Annotated in this window: 16 protein-coding genes; 4 read left to right on the top strand and 12 right to left on the bottom strand. The window is 71.2% G+C overall.

The window, feature by feature from the left end; translation table 11 throughout:
* Positions 1-271: 271 nt before the first annotated feature.
* The 3 genes from glnII to QFZ74_RS08645 form a co-directional block, all read right to left on the bottom strand.
* On the bottom strand, positions 272-1,300 hold the full coding sequence (glnII, locus tag QFZ74_RS08655; protein WP_307620213.1) for a glutamine synthetase: 1,029 nt from the start codon (positions 1,298-1,300) through the stop codon (positions 272-274).
* Between the two features lie 249 nt (positions 1,301-1,549).
* Complete coding sequence (locus tag QFZ74_RS08650; protein ID WP_307620212.1) at positions 1,550-2,287, bottom strand: hypothetical protein; 738 nt, start codon at positions 2,285-2,287, stop codon at positions 1,550-1,552.
* A 148-nt stretch (positions 2,288-2,435) separates the two neighbouring features.
* On the bottom strand, positions 2,436-2,798 hold the full coding sequence (locus QFZ74_RS08645; protein WP_307620211.1) for an arsenate reductase family protein: 363 nt from the start codon (positions 2,796-2,798) through the stop codon (positions 2,436-2,438).
* A 279-nt stretch (positions 2,799-3,077) separates the two neighbouring features.
* Between QFZ74_RS08645 and QFZ74_RS08640 the strand changes: the two genes are divergently transcribed.
* Positions 3,078-3,392 carry a hypothetical protein gene (locus QFZ74_RS08640; protein ID WP_307620210.1) on the top strand — a complete coding sequence of 105 codons (315 nt, stop codon included), beginning with the start codon at positions 3,078-3,080 and terminating at the stop codon, positions 3,390-3,392.
* A 61-nt stretch (positions 3,393-3,453) separates the two neighbouring features.
* Here QFZ74_RS08640 and QFZ74_RS08635 read toward each other — a convergent pair whose 3' ends face one another.
* From QFZ74_RS08635 to QFZ74_RS08620, 4 genes are all read right to left on the bottom strand, one after another.
* Positions 3,454-4,644 (bottom strand): winged helix DNA-binding domain-containing protein, encoded by a 1,191-nt coding sequence (locus tag QFZ74_RS08635; RefSeq protein ID WP_307620209.1) that lies wholly within the window; start codon positions 4,642-4,644, stop codon positions 3,454-3,456.
* Between the two features lie 186 nt (positions 4,645-4,830).
* Complete coding sequence (locus QFZ74_RS08630; RefSeq protein ID WP_307620208.1) at positions 4,831-5,424, bottom strand: hypothetical protein; 594 nt, start codon at positions 5,422-5,424, stop codon at positions 4,831-4,833.
* Between the two features lie 2 nt (positions 5,425-5,426).
* Entirely contained in the window at positions 5,427-6,344 is a 918-nt protein-coding gene (gene htpX / locus QFZ74_RS08625; protein WP_307624083.1) for a zinc metalloprotease HtpX, read from the bottom strand.
* A 104-nt stretch (positions 6,345-6,448) separates the two neighbouring features.
* Positions 6,449-6,706 (bottom strand): hypothetical protein, encoded by a 258-nt coding sequence (locus QFZ74_RS08620; protein WP_307620207.1) that lies wholly within the window; start codon positions 6,704-6,706, stop codon positions 6,449-6,451.
* Between the two features lie 274 nt (positions 6,707-6,980).
* On the opposite strand from QFZ74_RS08620, the gene QFZ74_RS08615 reads away from it, so the two are divergent.
* Complete coding sequence (locus QFZ74_RS08615; protein ID WP_307620206.1) at positions 6,981-7,232, top strand: hypothetical protein; 252 nt, start codon at positions 6,981-6,983, stop codon at positions 7,230-7,232.
* A gap of 149 nt (positions 7,233-7,381) precedes the next feature.
* Here QFZ74_RS08615 and glnA read toward each other — a convergent pair whose 3' ends face one another.
* Positions 7,382-8,791 carry a type I glutamate--ammonia ligase gene (gene glnA, locus QFZ74_RS08610; RefSeq protein WP_307620205.1) on the bottom strand — a complete coding sequence of 470 codons (1,410 nt, stop codon included), beginning with the start codon at positions 8,789-8,791 and terminating at the stop codon, positions 7,382-7,384.
* A gap of 210 nt (positions 8,792-9,001) precedes the next feature.
* Between glnA and QFZ74_RS08605 the strand changes: the two genes are divergently transcribed.
* Positions 9,002-9,469 (top strand): RDD family protein, encoded by a 468-nt coding sequence (locus tag QFZ74_RS08605; RefSeq protein WP_307620204.1) that lies wholly within the window; start codon positions 9,002-9,004, stop codon positions 9,467-9,469.
* 313 nt (positions 9,470-9,782) lie between these two features.
* On the opposite strand, the gene QFZ74_RS08600 is transcribed toward QFZ74_RS08605, so the two are convergent.
* From QFZ74_RS08600 to lipB, 4 genes are all read right to left on the bottom strand, one after another.
* Positions 9,783-10,487: a DUF4191 domain-containing protein gene (locus tag QFZ74_RS08600; protein WP_307620203.1), complete on the bottom strand. Its 705-nt coding sequence runs from the start codon at positions 10,485-10,487 to the stop codon at positions 9,783-9,785.
* Between the two features lie 73 nt (positions 10,488-10,560).
* The gene (locus QFZ74_RS08595; protein WP_307620202.1) at positions 10,561-10,761 is read right to left on the bottom strand and encodes a hypothetical protein; all 201 of its coding nucleotides are present in this window, start codon (positions 10,759-10,761) and stop codon (positions 10,561-10,563) included.
* A 285-nt stretch (positions 10,762-11,046) separates the two neighbouring features.
* Positions 11,047-12,012 (bottom strand): lipoyl synthase, encoded by a 966-nt coding sequence (gene lipA / locus QFZ74_RS08590; protein WP_307620201.1) that lies wholly within the window; start codon positions 12,010-12,012, stop codon positions 11,047-11,049.
* A gap of 134 nt (positions 12,013-12,146) precedes the next feature.
* Positions 12,147-12,947: a lipoyl(octanoyl) transferase LipB gene (gene lipB, locus QFZ74_RS08585; protein ID WP_307620200.1), complete on the bottom strand. Its 801-nt coding sequence runs from the start codon at positions 12,945-12,947 to the stop codon at positions 12,147-12,149.
* A gap of 240 nt (positions 12,948-13,187) precedes the next feature.
* Between lipB and QFZ74_RS08580 the strand changes: the two genes are divergently transcribed.
* A complete protein-coding gene (locus QFZ74_RS08580; protein WP_307620199.1) occupies positions 13,188-14,666 on the top strand; it encodes a regulator in 1,479 nt (492 codons plus the stop codon).
* Positions 14,667-15,415 lie beyond the last annotated feature (749 nt).

Below are 15,415 nucleotides of genomic sequence, written 5' to 3'. Positions count from 1 at the left end.
AGGCCTGGGTGGAACGGCTTCAGAGGGCCGGCGCGGTCATCGCGCGGCAACACACCCGGTCGAAGTCGTGGTGCTGACGGGACGGCCAGAAGGGCTCGAGGTCATGGCGACCCGTCGCGCCGCACTTCCGGTAGCCGGTCATGGGCCCATTGAAGCAGAAGCGGCCCGGCAACAGGAGTCTCCTCTCACTGCTCGGACAGGCTGGTGGACGCCAAAGGGCGCCCACCGCAGTGGTGGACGCCCCGGCGCGTGTTCACAAGTGGCGCGCGGATCAGACCTGGCCGGCCTTCTCCAGCGCGGTGCAGCAGGTGTCGACGAGCAGCCGCGTCACGACGTACGGGTCGACGTTGGCGTTCGGGCGACGGTCCTCGATGTAGCCCTTGCGGTCCTTCTCGACCTGCCACGGGATACGGACCGAGGCGCCGCGGTCGGAGACGCCGTAGGAGTACTCGTCCCACGGGGCCGTCTCGTGCAGGCCGGTGAGGCGCTCGTCGATGCCCGCGCCGTAGTGCTTGACGTGGTCGAGCGGCTTGGAGCCCTCACCGAGGGACTCGCAGGCGGTGATGATGGCGTCGTAGCCCTCGCGCATCGCCCGGGTGGAGAAGTTGGTGTGCGCGCCGGCGCCGTTCCAGTCGCCCTTGACCGGCTTGGGGTCGAGGGTGGCGGAGACGCCGAAGTCCTCGGCGGTGCGGTAGAGCAGCCAGCGGGCCACCCACATCTGGTCGGAGACCTCCAGCGGGGCGAGCGGGCCGACCTGGAACTCCCACTGGCCCGGCATGACCTCGGCGTTGATGCCGGAGAGGCCGAGGCCCGCCTTCAGGCAGTTGTCCAGGTGAGCCTCGACGACCTCGCGGCCGAAGATCTCGTCGGCGCCGACACCGCAGTAGTAGCCGCCCTGCGGGGCCGGGAAGCCGCCCTCGGGGAAGCCGAGCGGGCGGGCGCCCTCGAAGAAGGTGTACTCCTGCTCGATGCCGAAGATCGGCTCCTGGTCGGCGAACCGCTCGGCGACCTCGGCCAGCGCGGCACGCGTGTTGGACGGGTGCGGCGTCATGTCCGTGTCCAGGACCTCGCACAGCACCAAGATGTCGTCGCCGCCGCGGATCGGGTCCGGGCAGGAGAAGACCGGCTTGAGCACGCAGTCCGAGGAGTGGCCCTCGGCCTGGTTGGTGGACGAGCCGTCGAAGCCCCACAGCGGGAGCTCGGCGCCCTTGGCGTCGTCGGCCAGAATCTTGGTCTTGGAACGCAGCTTGGCCGTCGGTGCGGTGCCGTCGATCCAGATGTACTCGGCCTTGAAGCTCATGGGCCCCATCATTCCTTCGGGCTTCGGGTGGGTCTGGCGCGCCTCGCGGAGCGCCGACGGACAGCCTGCCAAAAGGCGATTTCCCGATCATTGCCTGAATGTGAACCCGGTGTTACCTGACGAGTCGTCCGATGGTTCATCCGGCGATGGCACGCGGGTACGCCGCCTGTTCCTCCTGGACCTGGCCCGGTCATGTGCCGGTCCGAGGCGGCGTACCCGCGGCACGCGCGGCCGTTGAGGGCCGCACGCTCACCCCACCTTCTCGATCACCGCCCGGCGGATGAGGAACTTGCCGGGCTCCCGGACCTGTTCGAAGGCGGCGTTGTTGAGCAGGACGCAACTGCCCGAGACGGAGGTCACCTTCACGGTGGTGGACTTGTCGTTGTCCAGGTTGGTGACCTTCAGCGTCGTTCCCGCCGGGAACTGGTTGCTGGAGGCCGCCGGGGCGCCGGCCTCGCCGGAGAGCGTCACGGTGGAGCCGTTGCACACCTGCTGGCCGGAGGCGGCGGCACCGCCCGCGTTCCCGGCGTCCCCCGCGTCCCCACCGGGCGCGGTCTGCCCACCTGCCTGCTGACCGCCCTGGTCAGCACCCTGTCCGGCGCCCTGCTGGGCACCCGCCTGCCCGCTTTGCTGCCCGGCCTGCTGCCCGTTCTGCTCCGCCTGGGAGCCCTGGGCCGACTCCCCGACGGTGCAGCCGGCCGCCTTCTGCTGGACCTTGATCTGCTCGATGACCGCCTCGCGGTTCTCGATCCGGGCCGCCGACTGGGCGTCCGGATCGGCGCGCTGGCCCTCGATGAACTTCTCGTTGTTGCCGAGCGCCGTGGCCAGGCCCTGGCAGACGGTCGAGTCCGCGGCGGACAGCGTCCGGGGGGTCTGCGCGGCGTTCGACGTGGCCGCCATCGCGAATGCCCCGCCGCCCGCCACCGCCGCGGCGCTGACCAGCAGTGCGATCTTCTTCTTCGTGCCGAGCGTTCGCCTGCGCGACATGCGCGTCGCCTCCTGAAGAGGTAGGGGAGCGTACGCCGCTATGTACGGGCGCCCGGACGAGGTTGCTCAGCGGTTGCTGGAGTTCGCTGAAGTAACGTGTGTCACAAGGGAGTTGGGGGCTCGCGTGAACCGTCCGCCGGCGCCGGCCTCAGCCGCGGGACAGGGCGTCCCGTACGGCCTCCTCCGAGCGCCCGACGACCGCCGTGCCGTCCTCGGCCGTGATGATCGGACGCTGGATGAGCCGGGGGTGCTCGGCGAGGGCCTTGACCCACCGATCGCGCGAGGCGTCGTCGCGCGCCCAGTCCCTGAGGCCGAGCTCCTTGGCGTCGTCCTCCTGGGTGCGGGTGATGTCCCACGGTTCGAGGCCGAGGCGCTCCAGTACGGCCCTGATCTCGTCCTCGCTCGGTACGTCCTCGAGGTAGCGGCGGACGACGTAGTCGGCGCCCTCGGCGTCGAGCAGGGAGAGGGCGCTGCGACACTTGGAGCAGGCCGGGTTGATCCAGATTTCCATGCGGCACACGGTAGCCGGTGGCGGCCTCGAAGTCCCATGGGAGGGCCTGGATTCCGTGACCCGCACCACCCCCTCTGTTCGAATACTTAACCGCCTCTCACGCCCCGTGCGGAACGGCCGTGAAACGGCAGCAATTCCCAGGTCCAGCACCGGATTTGAGGGTCGATGCGACCTCACCGATTGTCAGTGGTGGCCGGTAGACTGGAAGCAGTGTTCGAGGGGGTCGCCAAGGTCGTCGGAGACCTTGGCGGGTGCCCTGATCGCGACAGGAGGATGCCCGTGCCCGCTGCCGCACTGAAGCCGACGTCCCTGCCCACCCAGTCCACCGCCAAGCGCCCCGTCCAGATGGACCTGCCGTTCGCGCCCGTGATGAAGCGCGCGCTGCCGGCCGGCCGCCCGCGCGCCTGGTACGTCATGCACAACCGCCGCCTCAAGGCCATGCGCCTCGCCATCGCCCTGCTCGACCTGGGCGTGTACCTCCCGGACCAGGCCCGCAACGAGACCATCCGCAGCGCGGCGGAGCTGATAGGCGTTCACCCGCCGTCGGACACGACGTGCCACATGGTGCGCGCGTTCATGCGCTACTCCCGCTGAGCGCCGCGGCGCCGGGCGCCCCGTGATCTCCCGGGGCGCCCGACGCCGAGAGGCGGCCGGCTCAGGCCACCAACTCCCGCTCCAGCGGCGTCCGGAAGCGCGGGGTCACCCGTCTCCCGTCGAGCCGGCCCAGCAACCGTTCCGCCTCCGCCGCGACCGCCTCCCGCGTCTCGCGGCCGGTGTCCGGATCGACGATCCGCCACACGATCTCGCCGTCCGCCCGCTGCGCCCAGCTCCCGACCACCCGCCCGTTCCACCACACCGTCGGGCCGACGTTGCCGCTGCGGTCGAAGAGGAGGGGGCGCAGTTCCGGGGCGAGGTACCAGTCCCGCTGCTGCCAGCCCATCGCCGTCGGGTCCAGGGCGGGGAGCAGCGCCGCCCAGGGGGCCGACGGCTCCGCCACCGGCTCGACGTCGTCCCGGGCGACGTACCCCGTGAGGCCCTCGTCCAGGGAGACGGTCACCGCGCCGATCGCGGCCAGCGCGCGGCGGACCTCCGTCACCTTCCACCCCGTCCACCACTTGAGGTCGGCCTCCGTCGCCGGGCCGCAGGCCGTGAGCCAGAGTTCGAGCAGGCGCGCCTGGGCCTCGGCGGGGTCCAACTCGGGACGCTCGGGGGCCGGCGCCCAGTGGAACTGGCTCGACGTCCACGAGCCGAGCGGGCGGTCGCGGACCACCTTGCCCTCCACGCCCAGCACCCTCAGCAGACGGGTCGAGACGGTGTGGATGCCCTCGTAGGGCTTCCCGGCCGCGTACACGAACTGCTCCCGCAGACGCGGCTCGTCGGCCGCCAGCTCCGCGGCCGTCGCCCGCCCGCGTCGCGCCAGCGCGGCCAGCGTCGCGCGCTCGACCTCCGCCAGCCAGGCCGCGTCCGGGGCGCCCGCCTCCGCCATGTCCTTGAGCAGCTTGGCCCGTTCACGGGCGGCCACCGCGAGGCTCGTGGACGCGTGGACCACGGCGGTCAGCTCCGCCGGGAACACGAACACCGTGTGCCGCATGCCGTGCATGCGCAGCAGCGTGCGGTCCTCGTACAGCGCCCGCTCGGTCTCGGCCACCGTCTTGTCCGGCTCCGTCAGCCGCGCGCCCACCGCCAGGTACACCGTCGCCGGGTCCGTGCCGTGCAGCGCCACCAGAGAGTCGGCGACCTCCTCGGGGCTCGCCGCCCGCGCCGCTCCAGCCAGCCGGTGCCGCAGCCCCAGCCGGGCCCGCCGCTCCGCCACACCGATGTGCCGCCGCCGTCCTCCGCCGGTCATACCGACCTCCACCCCTCGGGTCCGTCCCTGTGCGTCCGGATGCATGGTGACGTACGGCACTGACAGCGGGGGCGGGGAACGCTCACCCGGTGACGGTGGAGTACCGGGGTGCCTACCGGCGCGAGCGGCCCTTCGAGGCGCGGCGGCAGGAGCGGCGCAAGCGCACTTGAGGCGGCGCGCCCGCCGTCACAGGCCGGGGGCGCCCCACACCGGGAACCAGCGGCCCAGGTCCGGTTCGATCCGCAGGTCGTCGCCGAGGGCCGCCTTCACGCGCAGCTCCAGCGCGTTGTCGCGTCGCTCACCGCCGTCGGTCAGCGGCGCGAACGGAAAGAACGTACCTCGCTTGTAGAGGTAGACCAGAGCGAGGCGCTGCTCGCTGCCGGCCCCTTCGGTCTCGAAGCCGGCCAGCGAGCACAGCAGTTGCGGGCCGAAGCCGGCCGTCTCCAGCGAACCGTTCACCGCGTGCAGGTCGTTGACCAGCTGCGGCAGTCGGTCGGGGCGGCGCCGGGACACCAGCCAGGAGTAGCCGTAGTCGTCCCGGACGAGTTCGACCGGCGGTCCCTCACGGTCGGCGTCCGCGTCGAGCAGGGCCTGCACCTCCCGGTGCGTCTGCTCGAAGGCCGCGCCCTCCACCGTGGCGAAGCACACCGCCCCGGCGCCGGTCGGCGTGAACCCGGTCGCGGCCTGGAGCGTCACGGCCGCCGAGGGCAGCGCGAACAGCTGGTCGAGATCGGGTGCGACGGGCTTCGTACGACCCAGGAGGACGTCCAGGAGCCCCATGCTCAGGCCGCCTTCCCCGGCGCCGTCGCCTCGCCCAGCTCGACGGACATGCGGCTGAGCTGCTCCAGCCGCTGCTCCAGGCTGGGGTGGGTCGAGAAGAGCCGGGTGATCCCGGGCTGGGCACCGAGCGCCGGGGTGAAGAAGAAGGCGTTGAAGGCCTGGGCCGTGCGCAGGTCCTTCGTCGGGATCCGGGCGATCTCCCCGGTGACCTTGGTGAGCGCGGAAGCCAGCTCCGAGGGGCGGCCGGTCAGCTGGGCGGCGGCCCGGTCGGCGGCCAGCTCCCGGTACCGCGAGAGCGCCCGGATCAGCAGGAAGCTCAGCGCGTACACCACCGCCGAGACGCCCATCACGCCCGCGAAGATCACGAGCGTGTTCTGGTCCTTGCGCCCGCGGAAGAGCTGCGAGTAGAAGGCGAACCGCACCATCAGGCCCGCGAGCACGCCGAGGAAGGACGCGACCGTGATCACGGCGACGTCCTTGTGCGCCACGTGCGACAGCTCGTGCGCGAGGACGCCCTCCAGCTCCCCGGGCTCCAGCCGGCGCAGCAGCCCGGTGGTCACGCAGAGCACGGCGTGATCGGGGTTCCGCCCGGTCGCGAAGGCGTTCGGCATGTCCATGTTGGACACGGCGACCACCGGCTTGGGCATGTCCGCCTGGGCGCACAGCCGGTCGACCACCCCGTGCAGCTCGGGATACTCCTCCCGCTCCACGACCCGTCCGTGCATCGCGTACAGGGCGACCCGGTCGGAGAACCAGTACTGGGCGAGGAGCAGCCCGGCCGCGAGCACCACGACCAGGATCCAGGACTTCAGCAGCACGATCAGCGCGGCGACGAACGCCACGTACAGCAACCCGAGCAGGAACAGCGTGACGCCCATGCGCGCGGTCAACCGCCGATCGCTCCGGAAGCGGCTCTGCATCTGCATCACCCCGCAGTCAGGCACTCTCGTTCCGCAGTCGTCCCGAGTCCAGTGTGCACCTCGGCACCCGGCGCGGGGAGTCCTGTACGCCTGCCGTGCCCCTTCTAGTACGGCGACCGCAGCCGGACGTACCCGAGCAGGAGGATCACCGCGGCGACGCAGCCGAACACGATGGCCGCCGACGTCCAGGACGAGCGGGGCTGCGAGACGGGATCCGGGTCGGCACGGAACGGGACCGGCTCCGGAGGGTTCTCGCGCCAGCGGGCGGCGAGCATCCGGGCCCGCGCCGACGGCTCCTTGTGCTCGGCTGCACGCGCCCAGCGGTGATCGAACTCGCGCTGCCAGTCGTCCCGTTCGGACATTCCCGGTCACCTTTCGCATCCAAGGAGAGGGGAACGATCGCCCCCGAGAGTAGGACGCGGTGGCGCGCCGATGGTTGCACCCGGATTCGCTCCGTAGTCGCTCCGGATGCCGAGCGGACACCGGACGGCTAGCCTTTCTGGGTGAGGGCCGCGCGAGGGAGGCACGCCCCCGGCCAGGGACCCCGGGTGCCTCTCGTCAGTCAGGCGGCAACACCTATCACCGCGCCGTACCTCCCTTTGCGGTGGGACTTTGCGGTGGAAGGAAGGTGTGTCCATGAATGCACTTCGGGCCAAGCGTCTTTTCGCGGTGTCTGCCGTCAGCCTTCTGATGGCCGGTGGAGCTGCGGCGGGCGCAGCCGGAACGGCCTCGGCGGCCACCCCGGACCAGGCGACCAACGCCATCACGCACGGCTGCGGCCGCGGCTGGTGGAACAACTGCTACAACGGCTTCTACGGCTATCCCTACGGTTACGGGAACGGCTTCTACGGTGGCGCAAGCAACGTCGTCGTGATCCTCGTCCCCTGACACCGGCGGCCGTAGCTCACAACAGAGCTCACAACACAACGGCATGACAACGGCCGAGGGCCGTCACCCGGAGTGGGAACACTCGGGGTGACGGCCCTCGATCGTGCGCGATGATCGTGCGGGCGGGGTCCGAGGAACCCCGCGGCTGATCACACGTCGTAGTACAGCTCGAACTCGTGCGGGTGCGGACGCAGCGCGAGCGGCGCGATCTCGTTGGTGCGCTTGTAGTCGATCCACGTCTCGATCAGGTCGGACGTGAAGACGTCGCCCTGGAGCAGGAACTCGTGGTCGGCCTCGAGGGCGTCGAGGACGGCCGGGAGCGAGGTCGGGACCTGCGCGACGTTCGCGTGCTCCTCGGGGGCCAACTCGTAGAGGTCCTTGTCGATCGGCTCGGCCGGCTCGATCTTGTTCTTGATGCCGTCCAGGCCCGCGAGGAGCAGGGCCGAGAAGGCCAGGTACGGGTTGCCGGAGGAGTCGGGCGCGCGGAACTCGACGCGCTTGGCCTTCGGGTTGGAGCCCGTGATCGGGATACGCATCGCGGCCGAGCGGTTGCGCTGCGAGTACACGAGGTTGACCGGCGCCTCGAAGCCCGGCACCAGGCGGTGGTACGAGTTCACCGTCGGGTTGGTGAAGGCCAGCAGCGACGGGGCGTGCTTGAGGATGCCGCCGATGTAGTAGCGGGCCATGTCGGAGAGGCCGGCGTAGCCCTGCTCGTCGTAGAAGAGCGGCTCGCCGCCCGCCCACAGCGACTGGTGGACGTGCATGCCCGAACCGTTGTCGCCGAAGATCGGCTTCGGCATGAAGGTCGCCGTCTTGCCGTTGCGCCAGGCGACGTTCTTCACGATGTACTTGAAGAGCTGGAGGTCGTCGGCGGCCGCGAGCAGCGTGTTGAACTTGTAGTTGATCTCGGCCTGGCCGGCGGTGCCCACCTCGTGGTGCTGGCGCTCGACCTTCAGGCCGTTCTTCTCCAGCTCCAGGGAGATCTCGGCGCGCAGGTCGGCGAAGTGGTCGACCGGCGGGACCGGGAAGTAGCCGCCCTTGTAGCGGACCTTGTAACCCCGGTTGTCCTCCAGCGCACCGGTGTTCCAGGCGCCGGCCTCGGAGTCGATGTGGTAGAAGGCCTCGTTCTCGGCCGTCTTGAAGCGGACGCTGTCGAAGACGTAGAACTCGGCCTCGGGGCCGAAGAACGCGGTGTCCGCGATGCCCGTGGAGGCCAGGTAGGCCTCGGCCTTCTTCGCCACGTTGCGCGGGTCACGGGAGTACTGCTCGCCCGTGATCGGGTCGTGGATGAAGAAGTTGATGTTCAGCGTCTTGTCGCGGCGGAAGGGGTCGATCCGGGCGGTCGACAGGTCCGCGCGCAGCGCCATGTCGGACTCGTGGATCGCCTGGAAACCGCGGATCGACGATCCGTCGAAGGCGAGCTCCTCGTCCGGGTCGAACGCATCGACGGGCACCGTGAAGTGCTGCATGACGCCCGGCAGGTCGCAGAACCTGACGTCGACGAACTTGACGTCCTCGTCCGCGATGAACTTCTTGGTTTCGTCGGCGTTCTGGAACATCCAGCTCCTCCTACTCCCGACCGTCCGTGCCGGGGTGGTAGATCGTTCGTGCGGCCAGTCCGGTGGCACACGCTGTCCCCGACCCTAGGGACGGGTGATTTCTCGGGCGTGACCCGTTTGTTTCGCTGAAGTTAACCGCCCCCGCTTCAACGGTAGCCCCGGGACACCCCGACGTCTCCCCGCCCTTTACCGGGGCAGTACCTTGGACGGGTGGACAACAGGCAAGCAATGGGGTCGTGGCTCTCCGGGCCGCGCGCGGCCATGGAGGACGCCGGGGCCGACTTCGGCCACCGGGGCGAGCAGCTCGGTCTGCCCGAGGACGGTCCGGGCTCGATCGCTCGTCCGGGGCGGCGGCTCGGGGCACTGGCGGTGGACTGGGGCCTGTGCCTCCTGATCGCATACGGCCTGATCGCGCACAGCTACAACGAGGCGGCCCGGGTCTGGGCGCCGCTCGTCCTCTTCGTGCTGCTGGTCCTCACCCTCGGCACGGTGGGCTTCACCCCGGGCAAGCGGCTCTTCGGGCTGCGCGTGGTCGCCCTGGAGACCGGCCGGGTGAGCCCGGCGCGCGCCCTGCTGCGCACGGTCCTGCTCTTCCTCGCCATCCCGCCCCTCGTCTGGGACCGCGACGGCCGCGGCCTGCACGACCGGCTGGCGAAGACGGTCGAGGTCCGCATCTAGGGCCTGTCCGGCGGATCACGCCGCAGACGCGGGGCCTGGCACCGCCCGTCTGCGGCGTTGTCGTCGGTTGCCAACTCCCCCACGCTCGGCTCCGCTCGCGCGGGGGGCCGCCCTCCTCCGCCTTGCAGCTGGACGCACCAGACCCCGCTCACCTGCACTGATCAGGCGCCGTAGCTTTCCCGCGACCTGATCCGCCGGACAGGCCCTGGCGTTCCCGCACGAAGGACCTTCCGGACGTACGACGAAGGGGGCGCCCGGATCACTCCGGGCGCGCCCCCTTTCTCGTACGAGGACCAGCGGGGACTGGCAAGGACTAGCGGCCCCTCGGGCCGCCCTTCGGGACGCGGGCGCCCTTGGGCATGGGCCCCTTCGGCAGCGGCATGTTGCTCATCAGGTCGCCCAGCGCGCGCAGCCGGTCGTTGGTCGTGGTGACCTGCGGGCCGGACAGGACACGCGGGAGCTTGAGCATCGTCGTGCGCAGTTTCTTCAGCTCGACCTGGCCCTCGCCGGTGCCGACGACCAGATCGTGCACCGGAACGTCGGCGACGATGCGGTTCATCTTCTTCTTCTCGGCGGCCAGCAGGGACTTCACCCGGTTCGGGTTGCCCTCGGCGACCAGCACGATGCCGGCCTTGCCGACCGCGCGGTGCACGACGTCCTGGCTGCGGTTCATCGCCACCGCCGGTGTCGTCGTCCAGCCCCGGCCGATGTTGTCCAGCACGGCCGCGGCCGCGCCCGGCTGCCCCTCCATCTGCCCGAAGGCGGCGCGCTCGGCCCGGCGGCCGAAGACGATCGCCATCGCGAGCAGCGCGAGCAGCAGGCCCAGGATGCCCAGATAGATGGGGTAACCGATCAGGAAGCCGATCGCGAGGAGGACACCGAAGGTGATGATGCCGACAGCCGCGAGTACAAGACCGATCTGAGGGTCGGCCTTGCGGGTCATCTTGTAGGTCAGGACGATCTGCTTCAGTCGCCCGGTGTTCGCGGCGTTCGCCACCGCGGTTTCCTTCCTCGCCATGCCACGAAGTCTACGTGCCCCCGGCAGCGCCCACGAAGGCAGTGCCCGCAGAGCACGGAGCGTACGGCGAGGGTCACGGGCGGGGAGCGGTGGCCCGCTCCATCACACGCTGCGCCTCGACCCTGTCCTGGGCGCGGCGGCGGTCCTCCAGGACGGAGGTCCAGGCGTTGCGGCGGGCGGTGCGGTGGCCGCCGCTCATCAGCAGCGACTCGACGGCACGGAGTGCCCCGGTGATGGACGGGATGGCGTTGGCGCGGACGGGCGCGGCCTGCATGGCGGGGGTCCCCCCTCGGAACGAGCTCGAGTTCGAGTACGGGTGAATGTGCACGTGCTGTGATTCCAGGGTCACTGATTGGTGTTACCAGCGCGTGACCGACCCGTCAAACACCGATGAAGCCTGGACGGTGGCGTCCGAAATGCTGACGCGGCCCTGACGGGCGCCCTCAGCTGCGAGGACGGTCAGGACCGCGTCGTCGCTACCCCTACCGGTGAGTAGCTCTGTGTGCTCGAACTCATATCCCGCCCTGGCACTCGGTGACGCAAGGGCGGTGACGGAGCGTCAGACAGCCTGGACGGCGATGTAGGTGCCGCGCTTCTCGATGGCCATCTGGTAGAGGCGCCCGGCGCGGTAGGAGGACCGTACCAGCGGTCCGGACATCACGCCCGAGAAGCCGATCTGCTCGGCCTCCTCCTTCAGCTCCACGAACTCCTGCGGCTTCACCCAGCGCTCGACCGGGTGGTGGCGCACGGAGGGGCGCAGGTACTGGGTGATGGTGATCAGCTCGCAGCCGGCGTCGTGCAGCTGCCGCAGCGCCTCGCTGATCTCCTCGCGGGTCTCGCCCATGCCCAGGATCAGGTTGGACTTGGTGACCAGGCCGAAGTCGCGGGCCTCGGTGATGACCTTCAGCGAGCGCTCGTAGCGGAAGCCGGGGCGGATGCGCTTGAAGATCCGGGGCACCGTCTCGACGTTGTGCGCGAAGACCTCGGGGCGGGAGGCGAAGACCTCGGCGAGCTGCTCCGGGACCGCGTTGAAGTCGGGCGCGAGCAGTTCGACCTTGGTGCGGCCGGCCGGGCGCCCGGCGGTCTGCGCGTGGATCTGGCGGACCGTCTCCGCGTACAGCCAGGCGCCGCCGTCCTCCAGGTCGTCGCGGGCGACGCCGGTCACGGTGGCGTAGTTCAGGTCCATGGTGACCACGGACTCGCCGACGCGGCGGGGCTCGTCGCGGTCGAGGGCCTCGGGCCTGCCGGTGTCGATCTGGCAGAAGTCGCAGCGCCGGGTGCACTGGTCGCCGCCGATGAGGAAGGTCGCCTCGCGGTCCTCCCAGCACTCGTAGATGTTCGGGCAGCCGGCTTCCTGGCAGACCGTGTGCAGGCCCTCGCTCTTCACGAGGTTCTGCATCTTCGTGTACTCGGGACCCATCTTCGCCCGCGTCTTGATCCACTCGGGCTTGCGCTCGATGGGGGTCTGGCTGTTGCGGACCTCCAGGCGCAGCATCTTGCGTCCGTCGGGTGCGACTGCGGACACGACCGGCTCCCTAGCGATTGGTTCTTCGGCGTCCTTCAGGGTACGCCCGTTGGTTTTGGTGCCCGGCGCTGGTGCCCGGCGGTGGTTCTGACCTATGGCCCAGTCCCTCGCTCTCAAGCGCTGCGCGGGGCGATTTATGCCGCCGGGGTCTTCTCGATCACGCGCGGCTTCAGGTCCGCGTTCTCGAGTACTTCCTTCAGGTGGCGTTCGACGACCGGCAGGACCTCGTCGAGCGTCACGTCGCGGCCGAGCTCGCCCGCGAGGGAGGCGACGCCGGCGTCGCGGATGCCGCAGGGGATGATCCGGTCGAACCACTTGTTGTCGGGGTTCACGTTCAGGGCGAAGCCGTGCATCGTGACGCCCTTGGCGACGCGGATGCCGATCGCGGCGATCTTGCGGTCCTCGCGGCGCTGGCCGGCGTTGGAGGGGGCGTACTCCGGGCCGTTCAGGCGGGGGTCGAACTCCTCGTCGCTCAGCCGCGGGTCGAGGTCGAGGGAGAGTCCGCCGAGCGCCGGGCGCTGCTCGACGGGGTCGCCGAGGACCCAGACGCCGCTGCGGCCCTCGACCCGGGTGGTCTCCAGGCCGAACTCCGCGCAGGTGCGGATCAGCGCCTCCTCCAGGCGGCGGACGTGCGCGACGACGTCCACCGGGCGCGGGAGCTTCTGGATCGGGTAGCCGACGAGCTGGCCGGGGCCGTGCCAGGTGATCTTGCCGCCGCGGTCCACGTCGATGACCGGGGTGCCGTCCAGCGGGCGCTCGCTGTGCTCGGTGCGGCGGCCCGCGGTGTACACCGGGGGGTGCTCCAGGAGCAGCACGGTGTCGGGGGCCTCGTCGGCGAACCGGGCCGCGTGCACGCGGCGCTGCTCGTCCCACGCCTCCTGGTAGTCGACGGCGTTCGCGCCGAACCCCATGCGGACGAACCGCAGTTCACTCACGGCAAGCGCCTCCTTCGGCGACAGGGTGTGTCAGGCACGTCATGCGCCCAAGCCACTGTACGTCTGGCCTTCGCGCGTCAGCTCAGCGGTCACTCCTCACCCGATCGGATGAATGAACGGGGAAGTGTGCGATCGGCTGCTCACTCTCCGCTACATTCGCGCCGTTCATGAGGCCATAAGGGCTGCTCACAGGCAATCCGGGCACTTCGACAGTCCGGAAGGCAGGAGACCGCACCGCAGATGACGGAACGACCCGCGCAGCGCACTCCCAACCGCCAGCTTGCCGCGCTCATCACAGAAGCGGGGTTCTCCAATGCGGGTCTGGCCCGCCGCGTGGACCAGCTCGGGATCGAACACGGGCTGGATCTCAGATACGACAAGACATCCGTGACCCGGTGGCTGCGCGGTCAGCAGCCGCGCGGCACCACGCCCGCGCTCATCGCCGAGGTCTTCACGCGCCGGCTCGGGCGCCGGCTCACGGCCCAGGATCTCGGGCTGGACGCCTGTGCGCCGGTGTACGCCGGGCTGGAGTTCGCCATCACCCCCGAGGAGGCCGTGGACATCGTCAGCGGCCTGTGGCGCAAGGACTCCGGCAGCCATGCCGAGCTGCGCAAGATCGCGTTCACCCCGGCGGGCCTCGTCGTGCCCAGCCGGGACTGGCTGATCGGCCGGGCCGACGACCGGGTGGCCCACGGCGAGGCGGTGCCCAAGGTGCCGGCGCAGGGCGGCCCCGCGGGTCCCCGGCTCGCGGCCCCGCTCCCGGCGCAGGGCAGGACCGCGCCTCGCGCGCGCGTGCAGGTCGAGCGCGCCCCCGGCCACCGGGTCACCGGCGGCGACATCGCCGCGCTGCGCTCGGTCGCCGAGCTGTTCCGCTCCCTCGACGACCAGTACGGCGGCGGCCACGCCCGGCAGGCGCTGGTGCGCTACCTGGAACACGAGTGCGAGCCGATGCTGCGCGGCACCTACGGGGAGCAGACCGGCCGCCGCCTGTTCGCCGCGGCCGCCGACCTGACCTGGCTCGCGGGCTGGACGTCGTACGACATCGCCGCGCACGGACTGGCCCAGCGCTACTTCGTGCAGGCGCTGCGGCTCGCCCAGACCGCCGGGGACCGGGCCTACGGCTCGTACGTCCTGGTCACGATGAGCCGCCAGGCCGTCTACCTCGGGCACGGGCGGGAGGCCGTCCAGCTGGTGCGGGTGGCGCAGCAGGGCATCGGGACGAGCGCCCCGCCGGTCGTCCAGGCACTGCTGCACGCGGCCGAGGCGCGGGCTCACGGCGTCCTGGGGGAGGTGCGGGCGTGCACCGGCGCGCTGGTCCGCGCCGAGCGCGCCCTGGAGACGGCCCGGCCCGGGGACGAGGTGCCGCACTGGGCCCGCTTCTTCGACGAGGCCCAGCTCGCCGACGATCTCGCGCACTGCCACCGCGACCTCCAGCAGTTCCGCGCGGCCGCCCAGCACGCCGAGCGCTCCCTCCAGCTCCGCGCCCCCGCGTTCGCCCGAAGCCGCCTGTTCTGCCGCGTCGTCCTCGCCACCGCCCGCCTGGGCCTCGGCGAACTCGACCAGGCCTGCGCCCTTGCCGCCGAAGCCGCCACCCAGGCCGCCGAGATGCGCTCGGTACGGGCCGTCGAGTACGTCAAGGACTTCGAGCGCCGTCTGGCGCCCTACAAGGAAGCGGCACCGGTACGGGGGTATCGGGACAAGGTGGCGGCGTTGGGGTAGGGGACGCGGCGTGGGGGCTGCCGCGGGAGGGGCGGTTCGTGTTGGCAGGGGCCATGTCTGGGGCCGGCTTGGGGCGGCGCCCCGGCGGCCCTGCGTCAGGGGCGCGCCGCTTTCGGGTCAGGCCGCGTGGGTGGTGGTGGCGGCGCCGCCAGGCTTGCGCCAGGCGAAAGGAAGGGGTGACCGGGTTCGGGCAGGTCTGTGCCGGGTTCGCCGGCCCGCACTGCGGCAGCAGGTCGGCGCGGGGGAGGGCAGCCCGAGCCGGGCGCTCGGGGCGTGCTCGGCTGAGGTCGCGCCGGGACGGGCTTGTGGCGCCCCGGCGGCCATGCTTCACGGGCGGGACAGGGCCTACGCCGGGCCCGTGCCGGAGGGGCCTTGTGCGCGGGTTCGGACCCTGGCTGTCCGGCGTGAGGCCGGGTGCCCACGATGCGGGCCGTGTTCGGTCGTCCCGTGGGTCGAGTCCCGTGTGGGATACCCCGGTCGGGCCCGTGCCGGAGGGGCCTCGTGCGCGGGTTGGGACCCTGGCCGTCCGGCGTGAGGCCGGGTGCCCACGATGCGGGCCGTGTTCGGTCGTCCCGTGGGTCGAGTCCCGTGTGGGATACCCCGGTCGGGCCCGTGCCGGAGGGGCCTTGTGCGCGGGTTCGGACCCTGGCCGTCCGGCGTGAGGCCGGGTGCCCACGATGCGGGCCGTGTTCGGTCGTCCCGTGGGTCGAGTCCCGTGTGGGGCGGCCCGGTCGGGCCCGTGCCGGAGG

The organism is Streptomyces sp. V3I7 (assembly GCF_030817495.1).
Taxonomy (GTDB): Bacteria; Actinomycetota; Actinomycetes; order Streptomycetales; family Streptomycetaceae; genus Streptomyces.
The sequence above is the reverse complement of the archived record's forward strand: the minus strand, read 5'-3'. Positions and strand labels throughout refer to the sequence as shown.

Coding starts and splice junctions, on each gene's coding strand:
- glnII (WP_307620213.1), bottom strand. CDS start 1,300: ATGAGCTTCAAGGCCGAGTACATCTGGATCGACGGCACCGCACCGACG.
- QFZ74_RS08650 (WP_307620212.1), bottom strand. CDS start 2,287: ATGTCGCGCAGGCGAACGCTCGGCACGAAGAAGAAGATCGCACTGCTG.
- QFZ74_RS08645 (WP_307620211.1), bottom strand. CDS start 2,798: ATGGAAATCTGGATCAACCCGGCCTGCTCCAAGTGTCGCAGCGCCCTC.
- QFZ74_RS08635 (WP_307620209.1), bottom strand. CDS start 4,644: ATGACCGGCGGAGGACGGCGGCGGCACATCGGTGTGGCGGAGCGGCGG.
- QFZ74_RS08630 (WP_307620208.1), bottom strand. CDS start 5,424: ATGGGGCTCCTGGACGTCCTCCTGGGTCGTACGAAGCCCGTCGCACCC.
- htpX (WP_307624083.1), bottom strand. CDS start 6,344: ATGCAGAGCCGCTTCCGGAGCGATCGGCGGTTGACCGCGCGCATGGGC.
- QFZ74_RS08620 (WP_307620207.1), bottom strand. CDS start 6,706: ATGTCCGAACGGGACGACTGGCAGCGCGAGTTCGATCACCGCTGGGCG.
- QFZ74_RS08615 (WP_307620206.1), top strand. CDS start 6,981: ATGAATGCACTTCGGGCCAAGCGTCTTTTCGCGGTGTCTGCCGTCAGC.
- glnA (WP_307620205.1), bottom strand. CDS start 8,791: ATGTTCCAGAACGCCGACGAAACCAAGAAGTTCATCGCGGACGAGGAC.
- QFZ74_RS08600 (WP_307620203.1), bottom strand. CDS start 10,487: ATGGCGAGGAAGGAAACCGCGGTGGCGAACGCCGCGAACACCGGGCGA.
- QFZ74_RS08595 (WP_307620202.1), bottom strand. CDS start 10,761: ATGCAGGCCGCGCCCGTCCGCGCCAACGCCATCCCGTCCATCACCGGG.
- QFZ74_RS08580 (WP_307620199.1), top strand. CDS start 13,188: ATGACGGAACGACCCGCGCAGCGCACTCCCAACCGCCAGCTTGCCGCG.